A 25,060-nucleotide genomic window follows, 5' to 3' on the forward strand; every position below is an offset into this window, starting at 1 on the left:
CTATTTAATGGCATTGATTTTAGTGATCATTGCATTTATTGCGTTTGCGACATATGGGATGCTTGATGGCAGCAAGGATGAGGAATGGTATCCGGTATCCGTGATCGTAGAAAACAGCAGCAGTGACAGATTTACATCTTTTCGGGAAGGACTTGAACGAGGAGCGGAAGATTATCATATCCGTTTAAATGTGGTTTCGACAGGCGCATTTTCCGGTATTGAGGAAGAGTACCAGATCATTCACAGGGAGATCGATAATGGAGCAAAGGGCGTGATCGTTGAAATGTGTGACAGCAGCAATTATACGGATGATTCTGCTGTGGAAATCGGTTCTGATAAGATGATTCTGGTGGAAACGGATGTGGAAGCTGAGGGAATGTATGCAGCAATTCTGCCGCAGTCTTATGAGATGGGGGAGGCAGTTGCCGAAGCTGTTATTGCGGATTATGGGGAAAAGATTGAAGATACGGACATTGGGATTCTTGCCGGTAACTTAAAACAGACTGCCGGACAGCAGTGCCTGAAAGGTTTTATGGACAAAATAGAGTCTGCCGGGGCATCCATTTTATGGAATCTGTCTGATGAAGACAATGTAAATAATACATTTGAATGGTGCCTTGAGAAAAAGAGGGTAGACATCGTGGTATCATTAGATAATGACAGAACGGAACAGGCTGTTGATTATCTGCAGGCGCAGGAACAGACAGAATTTGGACTGTATGGAATTGGCTGCTCAGAAAAAAATGTGTATTATCTGGATAAGGGTGTGATAGGAGCGTTGGTCGTACCGAATGAGTTCAATATCGGATATTTAAGTGCGGCAGCGATCGCGGGTCAGCTGCGCGAGCCGTTATCTTCGGCAAAAACAGAAAAAGTCGGGTTTCTTACGATCACAAAAGATAATCTGTATGACGAGGAAAATCAGAAAATTTTATTTCCTATCGTGCAGTGATATACAAATGGGGGGTAGATGTAAATGTGTGGAGCAGAAAAAGTCCGGCACATGTTGATGGGGGAACAAGTCTTGAAGAAATGGAAAAAAAGTAAAAAAATGACCGTGGCTTTTGGTGGAATTTTAGTCATGAGTGTGGTAATTGGCGGCTGCGGCGGCAGGGAAGATGCCAAAAAGAGCATTAAGATCGGCATATCTGTTTATGATCAGTATGATACATTTGTATCAGAAATGATGAAAGATTTTAATGATTATGCGACAAAAAAAGAAGAAGAGACGGGTGTTGCGATCAATATCGACACTTACAATGCATCGGCAAGCCAGTCGACGCAGAACAGTCAGGTTGAAAACATGATCACGGAGGGATGCGATGTGATCTGTGTCAATCTGGTGGACAGGACGGATCCTACCGCAATCATTGATCTTGCGGAAAAAAACAATATTCCGGTTATTTTTTTCAATCGCGAACTGGTGGAGGAAGATTTAGAGCGCTGGACGAGGCTTTATTATGTCGGAGCGCAGGCATTTGAGTCCGGTATCATGCAGGGAGAGCTTGCAGCGGAAGCATTTCTGACCGATCAGTCACTGGATAAAAACGGAGACGGGATTTTTCAGTATGTGGTGTTGGAGGGCGAAGCCGGTCATCAGGATGCTATCGTCCGCACGGAATATTCGGTCAGCACAATGATCGACAGTGGAGTGGAAGTAGAAAAGCTGGGATATGCGATCGCAAACTGGAATCGTGCACAGGCGCAGACGAAAATGGCACAGCTTATGTCACAGTTTGGTGACAGCATTGAACTGGTCATTGCCAATAATGATGATATGGCGCTAGGTGCGATTGATGCACTCAAAGCGTCCGGTCTTACAAAGGATGAATGGCCGGCGGTCATTGGAATCGATGGGACTGATGTAGGATTAGAGGCGGTCAAGAATAAAGAGATGATCGGAACGGTCTATAATGATAAAGAAGGCCAGGCAGATGCAATGTTAAATCTTGCATATGAGCTTTCCACTGGAAGTGATCTGTCGGATCTGAATCTGATCGATGGAAAATATATCCGTCTGCCTTATGCGAGAGTGACCTGTGATGATGTGGATTCGTATATGGAAGGAGATACAGAGTAAATGCTTTTGAATAATGAAAACGTGGACTATCTTTCGGAATGGCCCGCCCATTATTATGAGATTGAGGATATTAATGAACGTGAACGCATTCTGCAGCTCGCAATTGAACAGAAGTTAGATCCGGCATTGGATGAAAAACGCCTTTTGATTTTAAGAAAGCGCTTTGGAGATCATCCGGCAGAAAAACGTGCGGATCTTTTTCTGCGCGCATGGATGATGATACAGGCAGCCAGTGCAGGTGGTGTATCCTTTTTTCAGAAAAAAAGACAGAAAAAAGAACTTTGTGGATATCTTATGCAGCTCGGTATCCGGACAGATGAGAAACAAAATGTGGAAAAGGATGCTGATGTGGAAGATGTTTGTGGATATATACTTGAGGAAGAGTGGAAAAATTTTGCATATACCTATCTGGCATCCTGTACCGGAAGCAGGGCGTACTGCTCCACATTGTTTGGTATCGTGCCGATCAAAGATGCAGCAGTTGCAGAAAAGATCGCACAGGACATTGATCTTGTGACGAAAGATTACCCGGCAGCATTCGGACTCGAAGAGGCGGTCCGCCCGTTCCGCAGTATTATGGTGGATGCATTCTGCCAGTATATTCCAAATGGGGAATCAGTCTGGAAATCGATGCATGAATAAAAAATGTCTGAACGGCCATCTTTGATGGGAAACACTGGACTTTTTTTTCATATCATAGTATAGTAAAGCATGTTGAACCTTGAAAATTGAATAAAAAGTATATTATTTTTATGTTCAGATACGCGGTCTTTGCGCCCGTATACCGGATACATAAATGTGACAGCAGATCTGCCGGAAGGATATGCAGTCTGTTGTCTCCTTATTAGCGCCATGCACCTGTGGAAAATGCATAGGAAGGTTCTGTGAACAGACATTGTGATATGTTCAGGAATTACCTGTGTTTCAATCAGCAGGTTAACGAGGAGGAGAGTGATCGAAGATTCGGCGGATGCTCTCCCGTACACTCCCGGTGCGAGATATACCGGCAAATATGCAGGTGACTGCAAAACAAATACGGTATAAGGGAGAAGATAACCTGAAAAATATTTTTGCTGTCAGAAGAGGATCTTCTGACAGTGGAACTGGTCAGGAAAAATGAGTGTACCGGCGGGATTGTGCCGGAAACAGTTGATAGATAGAAAAGAGGAAAATTTATGTGTGGAATTATTGGTTATACAGGTAGTGAAGATGTAAAAGGAGTGTTACTTGATGCGTTAGAGCTTCTTGAGTACCGCGGATATGACAGTGCGGGAATTGCTGTGGCAGATACCGGCCTGAAACAGACGAAAGTTTATAAATGTGCGGGAAGAGTAAAAGATTTAAGAGCCATTTGTGAGTCAGAAAAACTGATCACAGAGTGTGGAATTGGTCATACCAGATGGGCAACACACGGCGGTGTCAATGATACAAACGCACATCCGCACCAGGTTGGAAAAGTGACTCTGGTACACAATGGCATCATTGAAAATTACAGAGAGCTGATCGCCGACTATGAACTGGAAAGTGTTTTAAAATCAGAGACAGACAGTGAGGTTGTGGCTGCACTTTTAAATAAGTTTTATACCGGTGATCCGGATGAAGCCATCAAAAAGACAGTTTCCAAATTAAAAGGAACATTTGCATTAGTGATCTTATTCGAAGATCATCAGGGTGAGATCTACTCTGTCAGAAATGTCAGCCCGATCGTCGCAACACTTTGCAAAGAGGGGGCTATGCTTGCATCTGACCTGACAGCACTCTGCCGTTTTACCAACCGCTATTTTGTTGTTCCGGAGTATCATATTTTAAAACTGGCAAAAGATGCCATTGTCTTAAAAGATTTCAATGGCAATCAGGTGGAGCCGGACTATCTTGAAGTAGACTGGGAACTTAATAATGCCGGAAAGAACGGTTATCCGTTTTATATGGAAAAAGAGATCATGGAACAGCCGGATGCGATCGAGCGTACAATCACAAACCGCATCACAAGTGGAATGCCGGACTTTACGGCAGACGGTGTGCCGGATGAGATCTTTACACAGTGTGAGCGTGTCAACATTATCGCATGTGGAACTGCTATGCATGCCGGTCTTGTGGCACAGGCACTGATAAAGTCGATTCTTCATATGCACATCGATGTCGATATGGCATCCGAGTTTATGTATTCGGATCCGGTCATCGATGAGAAATCATTAGTCATCGCAGTTTCACAGTCCGGTGAGACGATCGATACCTTAGAGGCAGTCAAGTATGCAAAAAAACGTGGAGCGAAATGTTTATCCATCATCAACGTAAAAGGATCTTCCATTGCGCGTGAGAGTGATTATGTGCTCTATACCAACGCAGGACCGGAGATCGCCGTTGCAAGTACCAAGGCATACACGACACAGCTTGCTGTATTTTATCTGATCGTGGCAAAAATGGCACAGCTTCGCGGTGTCTTTTCACAGGAAGAGACACAGAGTTTTATCCGTGAGCTGCAGCGCACGCCGGATGTCATGAAAAAAGTGTTAGAGGGACGGCAGGAGATCCATAAACTTGCCAACAAGGTGTTAGAGGCGAAAGATCTGTTTATGATCGGCCGTGGACTTGATTACTCTATTTTGTTAGAGGGTTCTCTGAAGTTAAAGGAGGTATCCTACATTCATTCTGAGGCGTATGCGTCCGGCGAATTAAAACACGGACCGATCGCACTCATCACGCAGGATACGCCGGTCGTTGCAGCAGTGACACAGGAAAAATTAATGTCAAAAGAGCTGTCAAATATCAAGGAGGTACGGTCAAGAGGTGCGGACATCGTGCTCTTTATCAAGGAAAGTCTTGCAAAAGATATCGACCGTGCATATGATACCTTCCATCTGCCGGATATGCAGGATGAATTTATGGTAATGCCGGCATCCGTGGCACTGCAGTTACTTGCTTATTATGTTTCTTCCGACAAGGGATTTGACGTGGATAAGCCAAGAAACTTGGCGAAAGTAGTGACGGTGGAATAAGAGAAGCAAAATAAAAAGATATGTGGAAAAGTGTCCGGAAAGGGGAAAAAGACCGCGTATCTGAGCATAAAAAAAGATTGGGGGAAGCCGCACAAAGTATTTGGTGTGACTGCCCCCATTTGCATTTAGACCAGTTCCGCGATGCGCGACACTGCCACATAAATTTCAGAAATTTTATACCAGGTACGGTAGTCAATGACGCCGGTGACCGGCAGACCGAAGACACGCTGGAAGACCTCGACAGCCTCTCTTGTGGCAGGTCCGTAGATTCCGTCCGGTGTAACTGTCGGAATCGCCGGATAGGATCTTGAAATCCGTGCAAGTTCCTCCTGGATCTGACGCACTTTTTCGCCGGTCGAACCGATCGTAAGGTCGACTCTCGGCCAGGAAGCCGGGATGCCGGATACTTCTTCTGCCGTGTTGATGTACATGTTGTTTCCATAATAGTAGCGCAGAATTTCGATTGCCTCATAGTTCTGGTCACCCAGGTATTTGCTGCCCCACTGACTCAGCCAGTTGCTGCAGGTCACACGTTCCCCATCGCAGTACTGCGTTAAGATTGGCTGGCTGACGTTTGGCCGGGATAAAAAGTTCTGGAACATTTCATCCACGATGTCGGAGATGCTCTGGAAAATGTTCCTGCCGTAGGTAAATTTCTGGTCGTAGGCGGTGGAGGAGGTGATCGTGAAACTGTAGCCTTTGTTCCGGTACCACTCCGTGTACACCCGGTTTAATGTAAATGACATGATTGCAAGGATATTTGCGCGCAGCGTCGCATCCGGCCAGGTGGAATAGATTTCGCTGGACGCTACATTTTTGATGTAATCCTTGTATCGCACATAATAATCGCGCGCAGTCGTATCGTTTGGCGGACCGTCATGTACCACGACATATTCCGGCACCACGACTCTGCTTAGGACGATCTCCCCGGTCTCGGAGATCGGCTTGATCTCAGACTCTGCGATTTTCGGTGGAAAATCGCCCCAGAGGGTATTGACCGGGATCACGATCGTGTCTACCGGGTTCCCCGGTGCATCCACCTCATCCATTCGTACTTCCTGAAGCGACAGCTGCTTCGAAAACAGTTCAATTCCCGACACAGTAAACGGGCGGAATCCTTCAGCATCGACCTGAATACTATATTGCGAGAACGGCTGCTCTTCGCCTGGCTCCATTGAGAATTCAAGCGGAGGCGCAGGAAGCGTAATTTGTTCGGACATACCGGATGCATCTGTATTCACCTCCTCAACGATACTGTCCGGATCACCGGAATAGGAGATCGCTACACGGGCGTTTGTGATCGGACGGTTACTTCTTCTTGCCGTTACCTGGATCTTTAACTCACCTTGATCGGTATTATTTTGTGTATAGGCAATATCTGACATGAAAAACCTCGTAGATTCATTCATTCTATTATATGATGCAGTCTGTCAAAAGGTGTGTTTAAATTGTTTGTGTGAATTATAAAATAATGGAAGGGAAAATGTGGTTTATGATTTGTCAATTAACGAAAACAGAGGTATAATAATTATAATTGATGTACTGCCACAGGAAAACTATCTGTGGCATTATTTTTTCCGAAAATCAGATATAAGGTAACAGAGATATATGGCAAATTATAAAATGATCTTACAATATGACGGAACACGTTACCGCGGGTGGCAGGTGCTTCCGGCGGAACTTACGATACAGGGAAAGTTACAGGATGTTTTGAGCAAAATGGCAGGATACCAGGTGGAGGTTACCGGTTCCGGCAGAACAGATGCAGGCGTGCATGCAAAAGGACAGACGGCTAATTTTCATCTGAGAGAGGAATGGGATGAGGATAAAATTTTATTTTATCTGAATCAGTACCTTCCGGAAGATATTGCAGTCTGTGAAGTAAAGAGAGTGGATGAGCGTTTCCACAGCAGATATCAGGCAGTGGAAAAGACCTATCTTTACCGGATCCATACAGGAAAAATACCGGAGGTATTCGAGCGCAGATATGTTTATGATTATACGGAACCGCTTGATGTAAACCGCATGAGAAAAGCGGCAGAGTACCTGTGTGGAACACATGATTTTAAATCATTCTGCGGCAATAAAAAAATGAAGAAATCCACGGTTCGGACGATCTCCCGGATACAGATCAAAGAACTGCCGGGAGAGATACAGATCTATTATACCGGAAATGGATTTTTACAGAATATGGTGCGCATTTTAACCGGTACACTGATCGAGATCGGAGATGGAAGAAGAACTCCGGAGGATGTGTCAGAGATCTTAGAGGCAAAAAACAGGGAAAGAGCAGGATACACGGCACCGGCATGCGGGCTGACATTGCTTGAGGTAATATATGGAAAAATGGTTTGTAATAAATAAAGGCGCTGATTTTGCAGGAATTGCAAAACGTTTTGGGATAAGTCCGGTTACGGCAAGGCTGATCCGGAATCGTGAGGTTATGGGGGATGAGGCAATCGCAAGATACTTAAAAGGCGGAATTGGGGAACTTTACGATCCTCATTTACTTTTGGATTCGGACCGGTTGACGGATATATTGGTGCAGAAGATCAGTGAACAGAAAAAGATCAGGGTCATAGGCGACTACGATATTGATGGGGTAATGTCGACTTATATTCTGTACAAAGGAATCACACGCTGCGGTGGCAGTGTGGATTTTCAGATACCGGACCGGATGAAAGATGGTTACGGAATCAACGATCATCTGATTGAGCAGGCAGATGAGGCGGGAATTGATACGATCATTACCTGTGATAATGGAATTGCAGCGATAGGCGAGATCGCGCACGCTAAAAGTCTTGGAATGACAGTTCTTGTCACAGACCATCATGAAATACCATATACGGAGGAGAGGGGAGAACGCCATTATAAAAGAAGTGAGGCGGATGCCATTGTAAATCCAAAGCAGATGGAGTGTACATATCCGTATAAAAATCTCTGCGGTGCTGCAGTTGCCTGGAAAGTGATACAGATCCTCTATGAAAAATGTGACATTGCGGTGGAGGAGTCCTACGATTTTTTGGAAAATGTGGCATTTGCGACGGTCGGGGATGTGATGGATCTGACGGATGAGAACAGAATCCTGGTAAGGGAAGGATTAAAGCGGATCCATACGACCATGAATCCGGGGATGCGCGCATTGATTTTACAGAATAAATTAGAGCCGGAACAGATCAGTTCCTATCATTTCGGATTTGTGTTAGGACCATGCATCAATGCAAGCGGACGATTAGAGACAGCGAAAATTGCCTTAAATCTTTTCCTGCAGGAGGACGTAAAAAAAGCATCGGAGATCGCAGCGGAACTGGTCGATCTGAATGCGCAGCGAAAAGACATGACTGCAGAGGGCGTAGAACTTGCCATGCAGCAGGTGGAAGAGGGAAATACGGGTGAAAAAGTCCTGGTTGTCTATCTGCCGGATGTGCATGAAAGTCTTGCAGGAATCATTGCAGGAAGAATCCGGGAGGCGTGTCATAAACCGACTTTTGTGCTGACAAAGAGTGAGGATGGGGTTAAAGGCTCCGGGCGCTCAATCGAGGCATATTCGATGTATGAGGAACTGTGCAAATGTCAGGAATTATTTACAAAATTTGGCGGTCATCCGATGGCAGCAGGACTTTCCCTGCCGGAAGCAAATGTAGAGATTTTCAGGGAGAAAATAAATGCCTGCTGTGGCTTGACAGAAGAAGATTTTATTCCTAAGATAAAAATAGATATTCCCATGCCCGTCGATTATCCGGACATTCCGCTGGTAAATGAACTGTTGTTGTTAGAACCATTCGGGAAAGCAAATGTAAAACCTCAGTTTGCGGATAAGAATCTTGGAATCGATCGTGCGGTTGTAGTCGGGAAAAATCAGAATGTATTAAAACTGACACTTAAGACTGAACGTGGAAAATCCATATCTGCTGTTTATTTTGGAGATGTGGAGGAATTCCGGGAATATTATGGAAGAAAATATGGGGAAAATGAAGTGCAGCAGGCATTCCTTGGCAGGACAAATGGAATCCGGATGTCTGTGGTATATTATCCCGAGATAAACAGGTATCAGGGAAATGAAAGCATACAGATTGTGATAAAGAATTATCAGTAAATGGAGGACATATATGTTTGGTGGAAAGAAAGAGAAGGCACTGCAGGACGAACTCTATACGATCAAGAAACAGATTGCAGAATACAGTGATGAATTAAAAGAAGATTCTGTGCAGATGACAGCATCCCGTGTCCAGATGGAAGAAAATATAGAAATTCTTGAGGAAAAGTTAGAATGTGTGGGTGAACTGGCAGAAGAGAGCTGCAGAACAGGAAAAGAACTGTACAGTACATTCGTTGAAGTACATAATGCTGTGGAATCTTTTGAGGCAAATCATTCCATTTTTATTGGACAGGTGGCAGAGCAGAATGAAAAGATCAAAGAAGTTTTTGAACAGCACAAGGCGTTAAAAGAACCGTGTGCACAGTTAGAAGAAAGTCTTTACCGTGCTTCGAAAGAGCAGGATGGTCTTGGAAATGTGACAGCTGAACTGGAAGATGATGCAAAAAATATGGGAGTGCTTGCATTGAATGCGGCAATCGAAGCAGCAAGAATGGGAGAGAATGGAGAAAAATTCCTTCATGCTGCGGAGGAGATCAAAAATGTGGCACAGCGGTATGAAGAAAGACTAAAGGCATTATCAGAACAGATCGACGCGATGGAAGAGGCGCAAAAAGAAATCAAAGAACAGACTGCACAGATCAATGAAATGCAAGCGGGTATTACATCGATGGTAATGAAACTGTACAGTGACAGTGCACAGAAACTTTCCATATATGAAAATGGACAGACTTCTTTAAGGGAGCACATGTCCGGCAACGCAGTACCGGCTGCGGATTTTATAAAACAGGCCGGGGAGGATTTCTTAAAACTCGGGGATGAGGCAAAAGTGCAGGTTACAGCACTGCGTGAAGAAATCAATGCAAAAAAATCTGCTGAGGATGAATTGGAAAAGATCTATAATGGATGTAAAGCACTTTTGGATATGGAGTAAGTAATCTGTAATGAAATATCTGCATGCAAAACAGTCAGCGGCATAGTAAAGAGCAGTATAGAAATGAGGGAAGAACTTATATGGCAAAAGAAGAACAGATGACGTATTTATCTGCGAATGGAACGACAAAGATCCATGCGGTAAAATGGATGCCGGAGGATGGAAAGTATAAGGCAATTTTACAGATCACGCACGGCATGATCGAATATATTGAAAGATATCATGAGTTCGCAGAGTACCTGACAGAGCGCGGATTTATGGTTGTTGGCCACGATCATTTAGGGCATGGCGCTTCGGTAAAAGATGAAACAGAGTGGGGATATTTTGCAGAAAATCCGAGTGATACGCTTGTTGCGGATATGCATAGCCTGCGAACAACAGTTCAGGGAGAGAATCCGGGGATACCGTATTTTATGATGGGACACAGCATGGGTTCTTATATGCTGCGAAAATATCTGTGTCTGCATGGTGAAAATTTAAGTGGAGCGGTCATTATGGGAACTGGGTGTGTGCCGGATGGCACCATGAAATTTGGTATGACGCTGTGTAAATTTTTAGCCTTTTTCCGTGGCTGGAATTACAGAAGTAAACTGGTGCAGAAACTTTCCTACAGCAAGCCATACCACAAATTTGACCTTTATGGAAAAGATTATACCAACAGCTGGCTGACAAAGGATGTGGAGCATGTCAAAAAATATTACAGTGATCCACGCTGCACGTTTCTGTTTACATTAAACGGGTACTATGGGCTGATGGAAGCGGTATATTTTGACAATCAGATGGATAATATAAAAAAAGTGCCGAAAGATCTGCCGGTTTTCATGGTTTCCGGGGCAGATGACCCGGTTGGTGACCTCGGTGAAGGGGTAAAAAAAGTTTATCATATGTACAAAGATGCGGGTGTGGATGATCTGACCTACCGTTTGTATGAGACAGACCGTCATGAGATATTAAATGAGACAGACCGCGATCAGGTTTATGCGGATATCTGTGCATGGATGAGTGTCAGAATTGCGCAGATATAAAATATAAGATAGATTTACCTGCATAAAATATAAAGCAGGGATGGACAGTGTTAGTGAGGATTATTATGAGAAACAAAAAAGTAGTTAAAATATTATGTGTGATACTTGCAGCAGCGATGCCTGTTTCCTCCGGTGTGGGTGTGCAGGCAGCACAGGCAGGGGCAGTTGCAGCGACGGCAGATCAGACAGATGATGTGCAGAATGCAGCAGAAACTTCGGCAGAGGATTCTGCGCAGAATGCAGATAGTGACGATCTGGAAGGTTCCATTCAGTATTTGGATGATTCGGCTCAGACAAACAATTCTGATGCACAGCAGGATGGAAATATATCGTCGGATCAGACGCCACAGCAGGATGGAAATGCGACATCAGACCAGGCGTCACAGGATATCAACGGAACGATTGTGCAAAACGAGGACAGCGATAATGTCACAATCAAGGCAAGTGATAAACCGTACCTTGCGCTTGGAGCAGATCTTAATGATTCTCAAAGAGCGACGATTCTTTCTATTATGGGCATTGATGCGGCAAATCTGTCAAATTATGATGTGGTCTATGTGACAAATGCAGAGGAACACCAGTATTTAGATTCCTATATTTCATCCTCGCAGATTGGAACAAGATCGCTTTCTTCTGTTGTGATCGTACAGAGGGATAAGGGAAGCGGATTAAACATTTCCACAACAAATATTAATTATTGTACCGTTGGTATGTATAAAAATGCGCTGACTACTGCAGGGGTAACAGATGCAGATATTATTGTAGCAGGACCAACTCCAATTTCCGGAACGGCGGCTTTAGTAGGCGTATTAAAAGCATATCAGGAGATGACAGGAAAAGAGATCAGTGATTCGGTAGTTGATACGGCACTCAATGAACTTGTGCTGACCGGTCAGTTAGAAGATTCCTTAAAAGGTGTCTCCGACGCAGAAGTGGAAGAGTTTATTGCGTATATCAAGGCTCTGATTGCAAAAGATGACCTGACGGATGATGCCGGGATCAACGGTGCAATCGATGAGGCGTGTGAAAAATATGGTGTGACGTTATCGGATGATGAGCGTCAGCAGATCATAGATCTGATCAAGAAGATCAATTCACTCGGAATTGATTTAAACGGACTTGTGGATTATGCGGAGTCTTTGTACAATTCGTTTAAAAACGGAGATGGAAGTTCAAATAGCGGTATAGCAGCGGCTGTCGGTGGATTTTTTAAATCGATCATTTCTTCTGTGGGAGATTTCTTTAAAAAGTTATTTTCATAATAAATATATAACGAAAAGAGGAAGCGTATGTTAGAGAGAAAAAGAAAGTTAGACTGTGCAAATGGACGTGAAAAAGCAGATCTCGTATTGAAAAACGGAAATGTGCTGAATGTCTTTACGGAGGAAGTGTTAAAAGCGGATGTTGCGATCTGCGGGGACACGATCGTAGGCGTAGGTGAATACGAGGGAAAAGAAGAAATCGACTGTACCGGGAAATATCTGGTGCCGGGCTTTATCGATGCGCATATGCATATTGAATCCTGTATGGCAGCACCGGGAGAACTTGCCAAAGTCCTTGCGAAGGCGGGAACAACGACGATCATTGCCGATCCGCACGAGATCGTGAATGTCAGCGGAACAAAAGGAATGGACTATTTCTTAAAATGTGCTGCAAAACTTCTGGTAAACGTATTTTTTATGGTGCCTTCCGCAGTTCCTGCAACGGATGTGGAGACAAACGGCTGTGGTGAATTTCTTGCCTCTGACATGATGAAATATGTGGATAATGCAAGAGTACTTGGACTCGGTGAGACCATGCGTTTTATGGAGTGCTGTGAGGGTGAAAAGAGAATGGCAGACAAGTTAGAGCTGTTTGCCAAGAAACATATTGATGGGCATGCGCCTGGAATCCGAGGAAAAGAAGTGCAGGCATACCGTCTTGCCGGTGTGGAAAACGATCATGAATGTTCTACCGCTGAGGAAGTGCTCGATAAACTCCGTGCCGGACTGCATATCTATGTGCGCGAGGGAAGTGGTGCAAAGAATTTAGAGACACTGATCAAAACAATGTTAGATGCAGGTGTATGCTTAGACCGCTGTGCTTTCTGTACGGATGACAAGCATGTGGAGGAGATCCGCAAAGAGGGACATATCAGTACCTGCATCCGCAAGGCGATTGCACTTGGCGTGCCGGTTGCAAAAGCCTATAAGATGGGAAGTTATCAGGCGGCAGAGTTTTATGGATTGAAAAATTATGGCGCGATCGGTGCGGGTTACCGTGCAGACATCGTATTTTTAGATGATTTAGAGCAGGTCAGACCGCTTGATGTCATGAAGGACGGACGTATTCTGACAGAGGAAGATTATGCGAAAGATTATTCCGTTCCGGTTCCGGATGAGCTGCTTCATACCGTTCATGTGGGAGAGGTCACCAAAGAGAAAATCAGGCTTTCCTGTGATGGAAAAACGGATGTGATACAGATGAACCCGCACCAGATCGTGACCACGCATCTGGTGGAGGAAGTGCCGACAGAAAACGGATATTTCAAATCGGATGGTGTATACAACAAGATCTGCGTGGTAGAGCGTCATGGAAAGACAGGGGAGATCGGTGTTGCGCCGCTGAAAGGGTTTGGCGTCAAAGGCGGCGCAGTGGCGACTTCCGTTGCACATGATTCCCATAACCTGATCGTTGCGGGCGATAATGATGAGGATATCCTTGCAGCAATCAAAGGTGTGGAAGAAAATCAGGGCGGATATGTTATCGCTTCCGGTGGAAAAGTCGTGGATGTGCTTCCGCTTCCAATCTGCGGTCTGATGAGCGAAAAATCCTGTGATGAGATCACGGAAAAAGTGGCGGACATGTTGGAGAAAGCAAAGAAACTTGGCATTTCCGAGGACATCGATCCATTTATCACGCTTTCCTTTATGGCACTTACGGTAATACCGGAGATCCGTGTGACAGAGCGCGGCGTGTATCTGTTTGGTGCGAAATAGTAAGGCAGTTATAATTTTTTGTATATGAAAAAAGAGATATGATATCGAAAAGTGTACCGACCCCAAAAGTTTAGACCTAAAAATCTAACGATTGGAGGCCGGTATTTTTATTGCTTTATTTGTTTCATATAAATTCAATGAAATCTCAATATCTTGTAATCTTTAGAATTCCTTAATAATATTTTCCATAAAATAAATGTTGACAAATTATATTATACGAAATATAGTATTAATAAGAAAATAATATTAAAACAGATAGAATATTATAAAGAAAAGGAGATGAGCGTATGGTATTTAATACAGGAGCCGCTCTCTTAGACGCGATCGTGTTAGCTGTTGTGTCGAAAGAGGAGGAAGGCACCTATGGCTATAAGATCACACAGGATGTACGAAAAGCCATTGATGTATCAGAGTCCACTTTGTATCCGGTGCTCAGGAGACTGCAGAAAGACGGATGCCTTGAGGTATATGACAGAGAGTGCGGAGGCAGGAACAGGCGTTATTATAAGATCACGGAACCGGGGCAGGATAAGTTAGTTGAATACCGGAGAGAATGGGAAGATTATTCCATGAAAATATCAGCATTATTTTCAGGAGAGGAGCTTTAGAGGTTATGAAAAGAGAAGAATTTTTAAAACAGTTAGAACAGCTTCTGGATGGAATATCAGAAGAAGAAAAAGCGGATGCGCTTGCGTTTTACCGCAGTTATTTTGAAGATGCGGGCGAGGAAAATGAGGAATCTGTGATAGCGGAGCTTGAGTCACCGGAGAAGGTTGCCCAGAGCATCAAAAAGAATCTTGGCATGGAAAAAGAGAATGGATCTTATGGCATGCCGGCGGATCAAAATCCGGAGTGGAATAAGAACGATGATATGTTTGTGAAAAGCGAAGAGGTGCCAAAAGAAAAGAAAGGTGGATGGAGTGCAGCAGCAATCGTATTGGTGGTTCTTACATCACCGTTCTGGCTGACATTGCTTTTAGTCGTGGCATCACTTCTTCTTGCGGTTGTTGCGATATTGTTTGGCATTGCGGTTGCAGTGGTTGCAGTGATGGCATCACTTGTGTTTGCAGGTTTCCTTTTGATTGGTTTTGGATGCAGCACTTTATTTACCGGTGGAGTGGCTGTCGGACTTGGACTGACCGGAGCAGGACTTTTGGTATTGGGACTTGGAATCCTTGCAGTACTTCTGGTCGTGTGGGTGTCTGGCGTATTTCTTCCATGGGCAGTCAGGGGAATCATCGGTTTGTGTAAAAAACCGTTTGAAAAGAAGAAAGAAAGTGGGGTGGCAGCATGAAAAAATTTACAAAAATTATGTTAATCATTGCAGTGTCATTGCTTGGTGCAGGACTGATCTTCTGCGGTGTCAGTACTGCGATGGGGGCTTCTGTATGGCGTATGGCAAAGAATGGAGAACTCCGGTATGGAAACTGGCATATTGGTCCGGTGGGACTTTATTATAGCAGTGCTGATGGAGATGACGAAGAAGATGATGATATGGATGATTTTGATGAAGATGACGATGATAGCGATGACGATGATAGCGATGACGATGATAGTGATGACGATGATATGATAACAGATATCAGTGATATGGAGTTTTCTACTGAGGTACCTGCAGGTGGAGCAGACAGCAGCTTTGATGTCTCTTCCATTCGAAATATCAAATTGGATATTGATGCAGCGGAAATTACAGTCAAAGAACCGGATGACAGTACGAAGATCCGCGCCGTATTAAAACACGGTAAGGAGAAATATTATTCCTGCAGGTTGGATGGTGATACATTAAAAATTAAATACGATGCAAAAAAACACTATTATAAAAGATCGCCGCAGATCATCCTGTATCTGCCAAAGGGAAGTTCTTTTGATGAGCTGAATTTTGATATCGGTGCTGCAGACATGAGCTGGAAAGATTTTGACAGCACTTGTAACAGACTGATCGTGGATGTCGGTGCTGGTAATTTTGAGGCAGAGCGGTTTCAGGTAGATGGAAAAATGGATGTATCCGTAGGAGTTGGAAATGTAGAGATTACAGACAGTGTAGTGTATGGTGATGTTGCGTTAGACTGCGGAGTTGGCAATTTTTCCATGGAGGGAAGTGTTGAGGGTAACCTGAAAGCAGACTGCGGCATGGGAAGCATGACACTCGATTTAAACGGCGAGGAAAAAGAGTATAACTACAAACTTTCCTGCGGACTTGGTTCGATTGATGTGGATGGTGAAACTTACTCAAACATCAGCGGAGATAAAGAAGTCAAAAATGAAGGGGCAGAGAAAAATATGGAACTTGACTGTGGCATGGGAAGTATTGAAGTGGATTTTGAGTAGACTAAGATCCTGTGTCAGTTGACAATTAAGGTGCAAATCATTATGATAAAAATGACGTCGGCGTACAATCGTTGTACATCGGCGTCATTTTTGTAGTGTTTCTCAGACCAAAGAAAAACAAAACAATGCAAAAATGGGGGATCTATGAATAAAACAATCAGAATCGTACTTTATGTACTTTCCATACTGACTGTGGCGGGCGTGATCGCAGCGGCAATTTTAACCGGCGGCCAGGCAAAACCGGCGTCTGCGCCGGGGGCGACGGCAGAAGAGGAGCAGGCGGAGATGTCTGACGCAGAAGCCACTCTGGATGGGGAAGCCACAGCGGATGGAAGTGGAATATCGACGGATGGTGCAGAAACGGCAGGTGAAGACGGAAGCATATCAGAGAATGCAGCCACAGCAGGTGAAAATGGAAGCATATCAGATGATGCAGCCACAGCAGCTGGAACTGGGAGTGCATCAGATGAAACAGCAAACAAGGATAATCAAAAAGACTCCGGCGATACAACCATCATCCTGACCGGTGATGTTCTTTTTGCAAATGCTTTCAAGGCAGCCTACGATGCCGGCGGGATCGAGCGTGTCGTCTCACCGGAACTGTTAGAACAGTTAAAGGCAGCCGATATCCTGATGGTAAACAATGAGTTTCCATTCAGTGACCGCGGGGAACCGATGGCAGATAAGCAGTTCACATTCCGGTGCAGTCCTTCCTATGTAAAGGCATTAAATGAAATGGGTGTGGATATTGTATCACTTGCAAACAACCACACGTTAGACTATGGAAGAGCGGCGCTGTCAGACACTTTCAGTGCATTAGACGGAGCAGGAATCCTGTACGGTGGTGCCGGAGATTCGGTGCAGCGTGCAAAAGAAGTGCAGATTATGGAAGTAAATGGGAAAAAATATGGATTTATCGCTGTATCGCGCGTGGTACCGTCTGCTGATTGGAAGATCGAGAGTGCTGCGCCGGGAATGTTTACCTGTTATGATGCCACAGCACTGATCGAAGTGATCAAAGAAGCAAAACAGACCTGTGATTTTGTGACGGTATTTCCACACTGGGGGACAGAGTACAGCGAACAGCCGAATGCCGTGCAGCGTGAACTGGCAAAACAGTGCATGGATGCAGGTGCAGATCTGGTTGTCGGAGCGCACACCCACTGTCTGGAAGGAATCGAATATATTGACGGAAAACCTGTTTTTTACAGTCTGGGTAATTTTATTTTCGGACAGAATATTGACAGATCCGCAGCCGTGAAAGTTACTGTGACAGAAGATGGAACAGTTTCTTATGCGCTGATTCCGGTCTATGCATCGGACGGGCAGACAAAACAGATGGATGCGAATGCCGCACCGGGGTTGTTTTCTTATATGGAGAGTATCTCGGACAATGCATCAGTAGATGAAGCGGGAAATATCAGTGAAAAGTAGTATAGGAGGAATAGTATGAAAAACAAAATTTTGGGATTGCCAAAGGCAGCTGTGATTGTCATTGGCATTGTGATTACGGCACTGTTTCTGGTGCTGATGAATCTGGTTGGAGGAGTAGTGGCACATCTGACATCCATTGCAGACAGTTACACGTTACAGCTGATCGCCGAGATCGGTGTAGCAATCTATGCAATCGGTATGCTGTTTCTTATGGGATATCAGCAGTCGCTTAAGAAAACCGGTGTGGGATTTTTAAGAGGATTTTATATCGGTGGTTTTATGGTTGGCTACTGCGTGTATGTGGCAGTTGCACAGTTATTTTTGCAGAGTGTTTCCGGTTCGGACGGAGTGCGCTCTGCCGGTGGGATCATGATTTACATACTGACCATGTTTTTGGTCGGCATGAACGAGGAAGTGATCATGCGTGGAATCGTGTTAAACCTTTTTGCGGACCGTTTTTCAAATACAAGACGGGGAGTGCTTGCAGCCATTATTTTATCCAGCGTGATCTTTGGTGCGGCACATATCCCGAATGTACTTTCCGGTGTGCCATTATCCAGCGCATTGATCCAGGCACTGCAGGCAACATTGCTCGGTGTGCTGTTTGCAGCAATCTATCTGCGCAGCGGAAATTTATGGATTTGTATCATTATTCATGCACTTGTTGATTTTGGCGGATTAATGGCGAGTGGCATCTTTGGAAATGGTGATATGACGGACATGATCGGCAGCCTTTCTGTGTTAAATCTTGTAGTGACAGTTCCGCTGTTTTTGGTTCCATGTATCGTATTACTGCGGAGAAGCAAGTTAGACGAGATTGTGGAAATGAGAGAAGGTGAGATTATCATCCCGTCAGAGCGTGAGGGAGAAAATATTGCGACGGTATCATTAGTTCTTGGAATCCTTGGCATTGTGACAGGGTTTGTGGGATATGGAGCAGGATTTGGTCTGGTCGGTCTGCTTGGTGCAATCTGTTCGAAAAAAATAAAACCACAGCAGAACGGTACGGCAACCGCTGCATTGGTCACTTCAATCATCGGACTGGTGATCGCTGCACTGATGATTACTGCAATCATGTTTCTCATGCCGGTTTTAGGTGATACCAGTACACTTGAATCCATTATGAATCAGTGATTCTGTCTGGGTGAGGAATGCTGCCTGCGGTACTGATGCGGGGAAACACCATATTTTTCTTTAAATGACCGGATCAGGTGACTGCAGTCGGCGTATCCCGTCTCCTGACTGATATAATTTAAGTCAAAATTTGTAAAAAGAAGCATATCTTCTACTTTGCACAGCCGGATAAATTCAATATATTTTTTACAGGACTGCCCGTAGATTTCACGGAAATTTTTGGCAAAATGTGAATAACTCATATGACAGAGTGCAGCAATATCTTCTACACGGATGTTTTCGCAGGCGTGACGGTCAATGTATTCTGTGATGGTATAGATCGTATTTTCTTTTGTGAGTGAAGAAAAATAACAGTCAGTATCGAACCCGTCATCGCGCCAGATGCGAAGCAGCCAGGTCAGAAGTTCTCTGACTTTCGACTGCAGGATCATCTGATACCCATACTGCATATTTTGCATTTCGCGGACACAGTCGTCAAATAAAGACTGTACCGGAAGAGAGTGGAGTATCTCCTCCGGGAAATAAATATCAGCCTGCTCGTTATTTATGGCATTGTTAAACAGTGCACTGTAATTCCAGCTTCCACCGGTAAGTGAAGCGGAAGAATCCAGCTGGCTTAGGTCAAATTTTAAAACATAATACTGCAGAGGGGCATCGGACACTGCATGGACAGAATGAACGACGGAGGGGAGAAAGACGATCATGTCACCTTCCGTCACAATATAACTTTGTTCATTCTGATACATCAGGGCGGTGCCCCTTGTTACATACAGGATTTCCATAAAATAATGCCAGTGTGGCTGCACGGGCAGCCATTCTTTCTTCATATCTAAAAAGAAACATTCGTAAGGTTTGTTCAGTTTGTCGGTATATTCAAATAAAGATTTCATATGCGGCTCCATAAAAATAGATTTATGCAATTTTTAACTTGAAAAATTATAGCAGATATATATGACGAATGCTATATTAATGGCAGAATCAGTAAAATAAATGTTATATTTTTAAGAGTGCATTGAGAAAAGGGAGGAAAAAAATATGGAATATATCTGTGGGGTGACTTTTGCACCGTTTGCGTGTGCCGGGGCTTTTTTTAAACCGGGGGCAAAGGAGAGCCTTGCTATGATGAAGGAGAGAACCGGCGCAAATTTCGTGATATTTGTGCCTGGAGGGTTACAGGAGACACCGCAGTCGGAGGAGATCTGCTTCACATCAAAGGCGACGATGGAAGATGACGAGCTGATCGCTATGATTGAATATGCAAAGGAAATAGGGCTTCGTGTGGCATTAAAACCGACCGTAAACTGTAAAAACGGGACCTGGCGGGCGCATATTAATTTTTTTGATGAGGATGTTCCGTGTGAACCGAAATGGGGAAACTGGTTTGCATCCTATACGGCATTTCAGCTTCACTATGCGAAAATTGCAGAACAGCATGACTGTGAAATGTTTATTGCCGGCTGCGAGATGGTGATGAGTGAGCACCGTGAAGCAGAATGGCGCAAACTGCTCTCGGATATCAGACAGGTCTATCATGGACTGCTTTCCTATAATACAGATAAGTATCAGGAACACCGGGTAAACTGGTGGGATGCTGTGGATGTGATTTCTTCGAGTGGTTACTATCCATATGGGGACTGGGAAAATCAGCTGGATCGTATTGAAACCGTGGTAAACAGATTTCAAAAACCGTTTTTCTTTGCGGAAACAGGATGTATGTCGGTAAAAGGTTCCAAAGAGGTGCCAAATGACTGGTGTGTAAGAGGTGATGCGGATCCAAAGGGTCAGGCAGAATGGTACGAAGATATGTTTACGGCGTGCAGTAAAAGAGACTGGGTAGGAGGTATGGCGCTCTGGTCCTGGGATGCAAAGCTTTATCAGGAGCGGAGCGCAAAGACCCGTATGGACTATGAAATTTATGCAAAGCCCGCAGAAAAAGTCGTAAAAAAATATTATGATATTTTTAATAAATGATGTTGAGGTCAAAAGCTGATTTTTAAATAAAAATAGTCAAAAGGTTAAAATTAGTTTACAATAACTTAAAAAAAGGTTATAATCCAAAATATAATAAAAAATGAATCGCAGAAAAGTAAAGGAGAAGAAGAATGAGCAATTACATGGAAACATACAAACAGTGGTGCACAGATCCATATTTTGATGCAGATACAAAGGCTGAGTTAAAGAAGATTGAGGGGGATCAGGCAGAGATCGAGGATCGTTTTTACAGACAGTTAGAATTTGGTACCGGTGGTTTAAGAGGCGTGATCGGAGCCGGAACCAACCGTATGAATATTTATACCGTACGTCAGGCAACACAGGGACTTGCAAATTACATTATTTCCCAGAATGGACAGGAAAAGGGTGTTGCGATCGCACATGACTCCAGAATTATGTCCCCGGAATTTACCGAGGAGGCAGCACTCTGCTTAAATGCAAACGGCATTAAGGCATATGTATTTGACAGCCTTCGTCCGACACCGGAGTTATCTTTTGCAGTCCGCGAGTTAGGATGTATTTCCGGTATTGTAATTACAGCAAGCCATAACCCGAGAGAATACAACGGATACAAAGTATACTGGGAAGATGGTGCACAGATCACACCGCCTCACGACAAAAATATTTTAGCGGAAGTTGCAAAAGTAACTTCCTTCGATCAGGTAAAGACCATGGCAAAAGAAGAGGCAGTTGCAGCAGGCCTTTACAATGTGATTGGTAAAGAGATTGATGACCGTTACATGGAAGAACTGAAAAAACAGTCCATTCATCCTGAGATCATCAAAGAGATGGCAAAAGATATCAAGATCGTATACACACCGCTTCACGGAACTGGAAATCTTCCGGTGCGCCGCGTGTTAAAAGAGCTTGGTTTTGAGCATGTATATGTAGTGCCGGAGCAGGAAAAACCGGATGGTAATTTCCCGACCGTTGCATACCCGAACCCGGAGTCACCAAAAGCATTTGAACTTGCATTAAAACTTGCAAAAGAAGTGGATGCGGACATCGTTCTTGCAACTGACCCGGATGCAGACCGTCTTGGCGTATACTGCAAAGATACGAAGAGTGGCGAGTATGTGACATTTACCGGAAATATGTCAGGTATGCTGATCGCGGAATACATTTTAAGAGAAAAAACAGCAATGGGAACTATGCCGAAGAATCCTGCACTGGTTGAGACAATCGTTACAACCGATATGGCAAAAGCGATCGCAAAAGCTTACGGTGTAAAACTGATCGAAGTTTTAACTGGATTTAAATATATCGGAGAGCAGATCAAATTTTTCGAGCAGCAGAATACTTACGATTATGTGTTTGGTTTAGAGGAAAGCTACGGATGCCTTGCAGGTACTTACGCAAGGGATAAGGATGCCTGTGTTGCAGTCATGATGTTATGTGAGGTTGCTTCCTGGTGCAAGAAGAACAATATGACCTTATGGGATGAGATGCTTGCCATGTATGAGAAATACGGCTATTACAGAGAGGGACTTGAGACAAAGACATTAAAGGGAATCGACGGAGCTGCACAGATCCAGGAACTGATGAGCAATTCCAGAAAAAATCCTCCGAAAACACTTGGCGGATTTGATGTGCTTGCAGTGCGCGACTATAAAGAAGATACCAGAAAAGATACTGTGACCGGAGAAGTGACAAAGACAGGTCTGCCGGAATCCAACGTACTTTACTATGAACTTTCTGATAACGCATGGTGCTGTATGCGTCCGTCCGGAACAGAGCCGAAGATCAAATATTACTTTGGCGTAAAAGGCAGTTCATTAGAGGATGCAGAAAAGAAACTTGCCGTGTTAAAAGAAGACTTGCTGAAATAACAGGAGGAAATACAGCATGGCAATCACATACTTTGAAAAAGAACGCATTTTCAAGCTGGATACACCAGCCTCCAGTTATGTGATCGGTATCGTGGATAAAGAAAACTTTGTCGGTCATGTTTATTATGGTAAGAAATTAAGAGATGCAAACATCGCGTACCTGCTCCGTACAGGAGAAGGACCGTTTGTGCCTTCGGAAAATAACAGGGAGCGTGTTTCTTTTTACGATACATTTCCGATGGAATATGCCGGAAACGGACTCGGAGATTACAGAAGAAGCAGTATCTCGGTAAGAACGGCAGGCGGACACACCGCAGTGTCACTGTTTTATGTTTCACATAAAATTTATGCAGGAAAACCGGGACTTGCCGGTCTCCCTGCAACATTTGGGGACGAGAATGCCTGCGAGACATTAGAGCTTCTCTGTGAGGATCCGGTACTTGGATTGAAAGTAACATTGCTCTATACGGCATTTTCGGATGTGGATGTCATCACAAGAAGCGTGCGGATCGAAAATAACGGCGAGATGTTGTATCTGACGAAAGCACTGTCTTGCTCCATGGATATGGATAACCGTGATTTTACACTTCTTACGATGCATGGTTCCTGGGCGAGAGAGCGTATGTTAGAACACCGCAAAGTGAAAAAAGGATTTATGGGTGTGGAATCTGTAAGAGGCGAGTCTTCCCATCAGGAACACCCATTCATGGCACTTGCGGCAGGAAACGCTGACCAGTCACAGGGCGAAGTATATGGTATGCATTTTGTATACTCCGGCAACTTTATCGGACAGGTGGAACTGGGACAGTTTGATACTGTCCGCGTAGGCATGGGAATTCACCCGGAGAACTTCTGCTGGAAGTTAGAAAAAGGTGAGAGTTTCCAGACACCGGAAGTTGTGCTGGTTTACAGTGACACCGGATATGACGGCATGACACACCAGTTCCATGAACTTTACCGGAACCACCTGATCCGCAGCGAATATAAGGATAAGAAACGTCCGATTCTGATCAACAACTGGGAAGCAACTTATTTTGATTTCAATACAGAAAAATTACTTTCCATTGCAAAAAAAGCATCGGAACTTGGCATTGAAATGCTGGTTATGGATGATGGCTGGTTTGGACACCGCAATGATGATTCATCAAGTCTGGGTGACTGGTATGTCAACGAAGAAAAATTAAACGGTGGTTTAAAACATCTAGTAGATGAGGTAAATAAGCTTGGATTAAAATTCGGTATCTGGTTTGAGCCGGAAATGATCTCACCGGATTCAAAACTTTATGAGGCACATCCGGACTGGGCAATTCAGATTCCGGGAAGAGAGGGATCTCTCTGCAGAAATCAGTATGTACTTGATCTTACCAGAAAAGAAGTGCGCGATTATGCATATGAGAGCGTGGCGTCGATCTTACGCAGTGCAAATATTGAGTATGTCAAATGGGATATGAACCGTCAGCTTTCTGACATCGGAAGCTTTGGACTTCCTGCAGACCGACAGGGTGAACTTTATCACCGTTATGTGCTGGCAGTGTATGAGATGCAGGAGCGTCTGGTAACAGAGTTCCCACATCTTTTACTGGAAAACTGTTCCGGCGGTGGGGCACGTTTTGATCCGGGTATGCTTTATTACAGTCCACAGATCTGGTGCTCGGATGATACGGATGCGGTGGAGCGGTTAAAGATTCAGGAAAGTACGGCGATGATCTATCCGTTATCGACGATGGGAGCGCACGTTTCAGACTGTCCGAATCATACGGTGGGACGTGTTACACCGTTTGAGACAAGAGGTCATGTAGCGCTTGCAGGAACTTTCGGTTATGAGCTGGATATCACAAAGATTCCGGAAGAAGACAGACAGATGATCCCGAAACAGGTTGCCATGTATCATAAATACAATGATCTGGTAAGAAGCGGCGATTATTACAGGATCGCCTCCTATCAGGAAAATCATTATTTTGACTGTTACGAGGTGGTTTCAAAAGATAAATCAGAAGCACTGGTTACATTTGTGCAGGTGATCAACCGTCCGAATTATAAGAGCAGAAGAATCACATTAAAAGGACTCGATCCGCAGAAGAATTACTGTCTGGAAGGCGAAGATACTGTATATGCGGGAGATACATTAATGTATGCAGGTATTCTGATCCAGAATCCATGGGGTGATTTCCAGTCAAAACTGTTACATTTTGTGGAAAAGAAATAAGATTAAATCGAAAAAGTAAAAAGTAGTA

General features: G+C 44.2%; 20 protein-coding genes. 18 read left to right on the top strand and 2 right to left on the bottom strand.

Annotated features, from left to right (window positions below; all coding sequences use genetic code 11):
* Positions 1 to 7: 7 nt before the first annotated feature.
* The 4 genes from RIL182_RS05440 to glmS all read left to right on the top strand — a co-directional run bounded on the left by RIL182_RS05440 (position 8) and on the right by glmS (position 5,076).
* The gene (locus tag RIL182_RS05440; protein ID WP_243128736.1) at positions 8 to 952 is read left to right on the top strand and encodes a substrate-binding domain-containing protein; all 945 of its coding nucleotides are present in this window, start codon (positions 8 to 10) and stop codon (positions 950 to 952) included.
* Positions 953 to 1,024: 72 nt separating this feature from the next.
* A complete protein-coding gene (locus RIL182_RS05445; RefSeq protein ID WP_283833943.1) occupies positions 1,025 to 2,080 on the top strand; it encodes a galactose ABC transporter substrate-binding protein in 1,056 nt (351 codons plus the stop codon).
* Positions 2,081 to 2,722, top strand: a complete 642-nt coding sequence (locus tag RIL182_RS05450) for a DUF6553 family protein (RefSeq protein WP_006855627.1) — start codon at positions 2,081 to 2,083, stop codon at positions 2,720 to 2,722.
* Positions 2,723 to 3,255: 533 nt separating this feature from the next.
* Positions 3,256 to 5,076, top strand: a complete 1,821-nt coding sequence (gene glmS / locus RIL182_RS05460) for a glutamine--fructose-6-phosphate transaminase (isomerizing) (protein ID WP_006855625.1) — start codon at positions 3,256 to 3,258, stop codon at positions 5,074 to 5,076.
* Between the two features lie 125 nt (positions 5,077 to 5,201).
* Here the strand turns inward: glmS and RIL182_RS05465 are convergent, their stop codons facing one another.
* Positions 5,202 to 6,461: a peptidoglycan-binding protein gene (locus RIL182_RS05465; protein WP_044998502.1), complete on the bottom strand. Its 1,260-nt coding sequence runs from the start codon at positions 6,459 to 6,461 to the stop codon at positions 5,202 to 5,204.
* Between the two features lie 223 nt (positions 6,462 to 6,684).
* Here RIL182_RS05465 and truA point away from each other — a divergent pair, with 223 nt between their 5' ends.
* From truA to RIL182_RS05520, 11 genes are all read left to right on the top strand, one after another.
* Complete coding sequence (gene truA, locus RIL182_RS05470) at positions 6,685 to 7,440, top strand: tRNA pseudouridine(38-40) synthase TruA (protein ID WP_006855623.1); 756 nt, start codon at positions 6,685 to 6,687, stop codon at positions 7,438 to 7,440.
* Complete coding sequence (gene recJ, locus RIL182_RS05475; protein WP_006855622.1) at positions 7,415 to 9,172, top strand: single-stranded-DNA-specific exonuclease RecJ; 1,758 nt, start codon at positions 7,415 to 7,417, stop codon at positions 9,170 to 9,172. Before truA ends, recJ begins: the two co-directional genes overlap by 26 nt.
* Positions 9,173 to 9,185: 13 nt before the next feature.
* Positions 9,186 to 10,106 (top strand): methyl-accepting chemotaxis protein, encoded by a 921-nt coding sequence (locus RIL182_RS05480; protein ID WP_006855621.1) that lies wholly within the window; start codon positions 9,186 to 9,188, stop codon positions 10,104 to 10,106.
* A gap of 80 nt (positions 10,107 to 10,186) precedes the next feature.
* Positions 10,187 to 11,131 carry an alpha/beta fold hydrolase gene (locus tag RIL182_RS05485; protein WP_022112265.1) on the top strand — a complete coding sequence of 315 codons (945 nt, stop codon included), beginning with the start codon at positions 10,187 to 10,189 and terminating at the stop codon, positions 11,129 to 11,131.
* 65 nt (positions 11,132 to 11,196) lie between these two features.
* Complete coding sequence (locus tag RIL182_RS05490; protein ID WP_006855619.1) at positions 11,197 to 12,393, top strand: DUF1002 domain-containing protein; 1,197 nt, start codon at positions 11,197 to 11,199, stop codon at positions 12,391 to 12,393.
* A 27-nt stretch (positions 12,394 to 12,420) separates the two neighbouring features.
* A complete protein-coding gene (ade, locus tag RIL182_RS05495) occupies positions 12,421 to 14,109 on the top strand; it encodes an adenine deaminase (RefSeq protein ID WP_055195947.1) in 1,689 nt (562 codons plus the stop codon).
* A gap of 287 nt (positions 14,110 to 14,396) precedes the next feature.
* The gene (locus RIL182_RS05500; protein WP_006855617.1) at positions 14,397 to 14,717 is read left to right on the top strand and encodes a PadR family transcriptional regulator; all 321 of its coding nucleotides are present in this window, start codon (positions 14,397 to 14,399) and stop codon (positions 14,715 to 14,717) included.
* 5 nt (positions 14,718 to 14,722) lie between these two features.
* A complete protein-coding gene (locus RIL182_RS05505) occupies positions 14,723 to 15,403 on the top strand; it encodes a DUF1700 domain-containing protein (protein WP_006855616.1) in 681 nt (226 codons plus the stop codon).
* Positions 15,400 to 16,437, top strand: coding sequence for a DUF4097 family beta strand repeat-containing protein (locus tag RIL182_RS05510; protein WP_006855615.1), 1,038 nt, complete (start codon positions 15,400 to 15,402; stop codon positions 16,435 to 16,437). The genes RIL182_RS05505 and RIL182_RS05510 overlap by 4 nt, the downstream gene beginning before the upstream one ends.
* 144 nt (positions 16,438 to 16,581) lie before the next feature.
* Positions 16,582 to 17,871 (top strand): CapA family protein, encoded by a 1,290-nt coding sequence (locus tag RIL182_RS05515; protein ID WP_006855614.1) that lies wholly within the window; start codon positions 16,582 to 16,584, stop codon positions 17,869 to 17,871.
* A 15-nt stretch (positions 17,872 to 17,886) separates the two neighbouring features.
* Positions 17,887 to 19,005: a CPBP family intramembrane glutamic endopeptidase gene (locus RIL182_RS05520; RefSeq protein ID WP_006855613.1), complete on the top strand. Its 1,119-nt coding sequence runs from the start codon at positions 17,887 to 17,889 to the stop codon at positions 19,003 to 19,005.
* On the opposite strand, the gene RIL182_RS05525 is transcribed toward RIL182_RS05520, so the two are convergent.
* Positions 18,999 to 19,895: an AraC family transcriptional regulator gene (locus RIL182_RS05525; protein ID WP_044998501.1), complete on the bottom strand. Its 897-nt coding sequence runs from the start codon at positions 19,893 to 19,895 to the stop codon at positions 18,999 to 19,001. The two genes, RIL182_RS05520 and RIL182_RS05525, sit on opposite strands and share 7 nt — an antisense overlap.
* A 145-nt stretch (positions 19,896 to 20,040) precedes the next feature.
* On the opposite strand from RIL182_RS05525, the gene RIL182_RS05530 reads away from it, so the two are divergent.
* The 3 genes from RIL182_RS05530 to RIL182_RS05540 all read left to right on the top strand — a co-directional run bounded on the left by RIL182_RS05530 (position 20,041) and on the right by RIL182_RS05540 (position 25,032).
* A complete protein-coding gene (locus RIL182_RS05530; protein ID WP_006855611.1) occupies positions 20,041 to 20,976 on the top strand; it encodes a glycoside hydrolase family 113 in 936 nt (311 codons plus the stop codon).
* Between the two features lie 131 nt (positions 20,977 to 21,107).
* Entirely contained in the window at positions 21,108 to 22,826 is a 1,719-nt protein-coding gene (locus RIL182_RS05535) for a phospho-sugar mutase (protein ID WP_006855610.1), read from the top strand.
* 16 nt (positions 22,827 to 22,842) lie between these two features.
* Complete coding sequence (locus RIL182_RS05540) at positions 22,843 to 25,032, top strand: alpha-galactosidase (RefSeq protein WP_006855609.1); 2,190 nt, start codon at positions 22,843 to 22,845, stop codon at positions 25,030 to 25,032.
* The last annotated feature ends 28 nt before the right edge of the window (positions 25,033 to 25,060 follow it).

The organism is Roseburia intestinalis L1-82, from assembly GCF_900537995.1.
Taxonomy (GTDB): Bacteria; Bacillota; Clostridia; order Lachnospirales; family Lachnospiraceae; genus Roseburia; species Roseburia intestinalis.

Coding starts and splice junctions, on each gene's coding strand:
- truA (WP_006855623.1), top strand. CDS start 6,685: ATGGCAAATTATAAAATGATCTTACAATATGACGGAACACGTTACCGC.
- RIL182_RS05515 (WP_006855614.1), top strand. CDS start 16,582: ATGAATAAAACAATCAGAATCGTACTTTATGTACTTTCCATACTGACT.
- RIL182_RS05505 (WP_006855616.1), top strand. CDS start 14,723: ATGAAAAGAGAAGAATTTTTAAAACAGTTAGAACAGCTTCTGGATGGA.
- recJ (WP_006855622.1), top strand. CDS start 7,415: ATGGAAAAATGGTTTGTAATAAATAAAGGCGCTGATTTTGCAGGAATT.
- RIL182_RS05540 (WP_006855609.1), top strand. CDS start 22,843: ATGGCAATCACATACTTTGAAAAAGAACGCATTTTCAAGCTGGATACA.
- RIL182_RS05535 (WP_006855610.1), top strand. CDS start 21,108: ATGAGCAATTACATGGAAACATACAAACAGTGGTGCACAGATCCATAT.
- RIL182_RS05480 (WP_006855621.1), top strand. CDS start 9,186: ATGTTTGGTGGAAAGAAAGAGAAGGCACTGCAGGACGAACTCTATACG.
- ade (WP_055195947.1), top strand. CDS start 12,421: ATGTTAGAGAGAAAAAGAAAGTTAGACTGTGCAAATGGACGTGAAAAA.
- RIL182_RS05490 (WP_006855619.1), top strand. CDS start 11,197: ATGAGAAACAAAAAAGTAGTTAAAATATTATGTGTGATACTTGCAGCA.
- glmS (WP_006855625.1), top strand. CDS start 3,256: ATGTGTGGAATTATTGGTTATACAGGTAGTGAAGATGTAAAAGGAGTG.
- RIL182_RS05520 (WP_006855613.1), top strand. CDS start 17,887: ATGAAAAACAAAATTTTGGGATTGCCAAAGGCAGCTGTGATTGTCATT.
- RIL182_RS05450 (WP_006855627.1), top strand. CDS start 2,081: ATGCTTTTGAATAATGAAAACGTGGACTATCTTTCGGAATGGCCCGCC.
- RIL182_RS05525 (WP_044998501.1), bottom strand. CDS start 19,895: ATGAAATCTTTATTTGAATATACCGACAAACTGAACAAACCTTACGAA.
- RIL182_RS05530 (WP_006855611.1), top strand. CDS start 20,041: ATGGAATATATCTGTGGGGTGACTTTTGCACCGTTTGCGTGTGCCGGG.
- RIL182_RS05465 (WP_044998502.1), bottom strand. CDS start 6,461: ATGTCAGATATTGCCTATACACAAAATAATACCGATCAAGGTGAGTTA.
- RIL182_RS05500 (WP_006855617.1), top strand. CDS start 14,397: ATGGTATTTAATACAGGAGCCGCTCTCTTAGACGCGATCGTGTTAGCT.
- RIL182_RS05440 (WP_243128736.1), top strand. CDS start 8: ATGGCATTGATTTTAGTGATCATTGCATTTATTGCGTTTGCGACATAT.
- RIL182_RS05510 (WP_006855615.1), top strand. CDS start 15,400: ATGAAAAAATTTACAAAAATTATGTTAATCATTGCAGTGTCATTGCTT.
- RIL182_RS05485 (WP_022112265.1), top strand. CDS start 10,187: ATGGCAAAAGAAGAACAGATGACGTATTTATCTGCGAATGGAACGACA.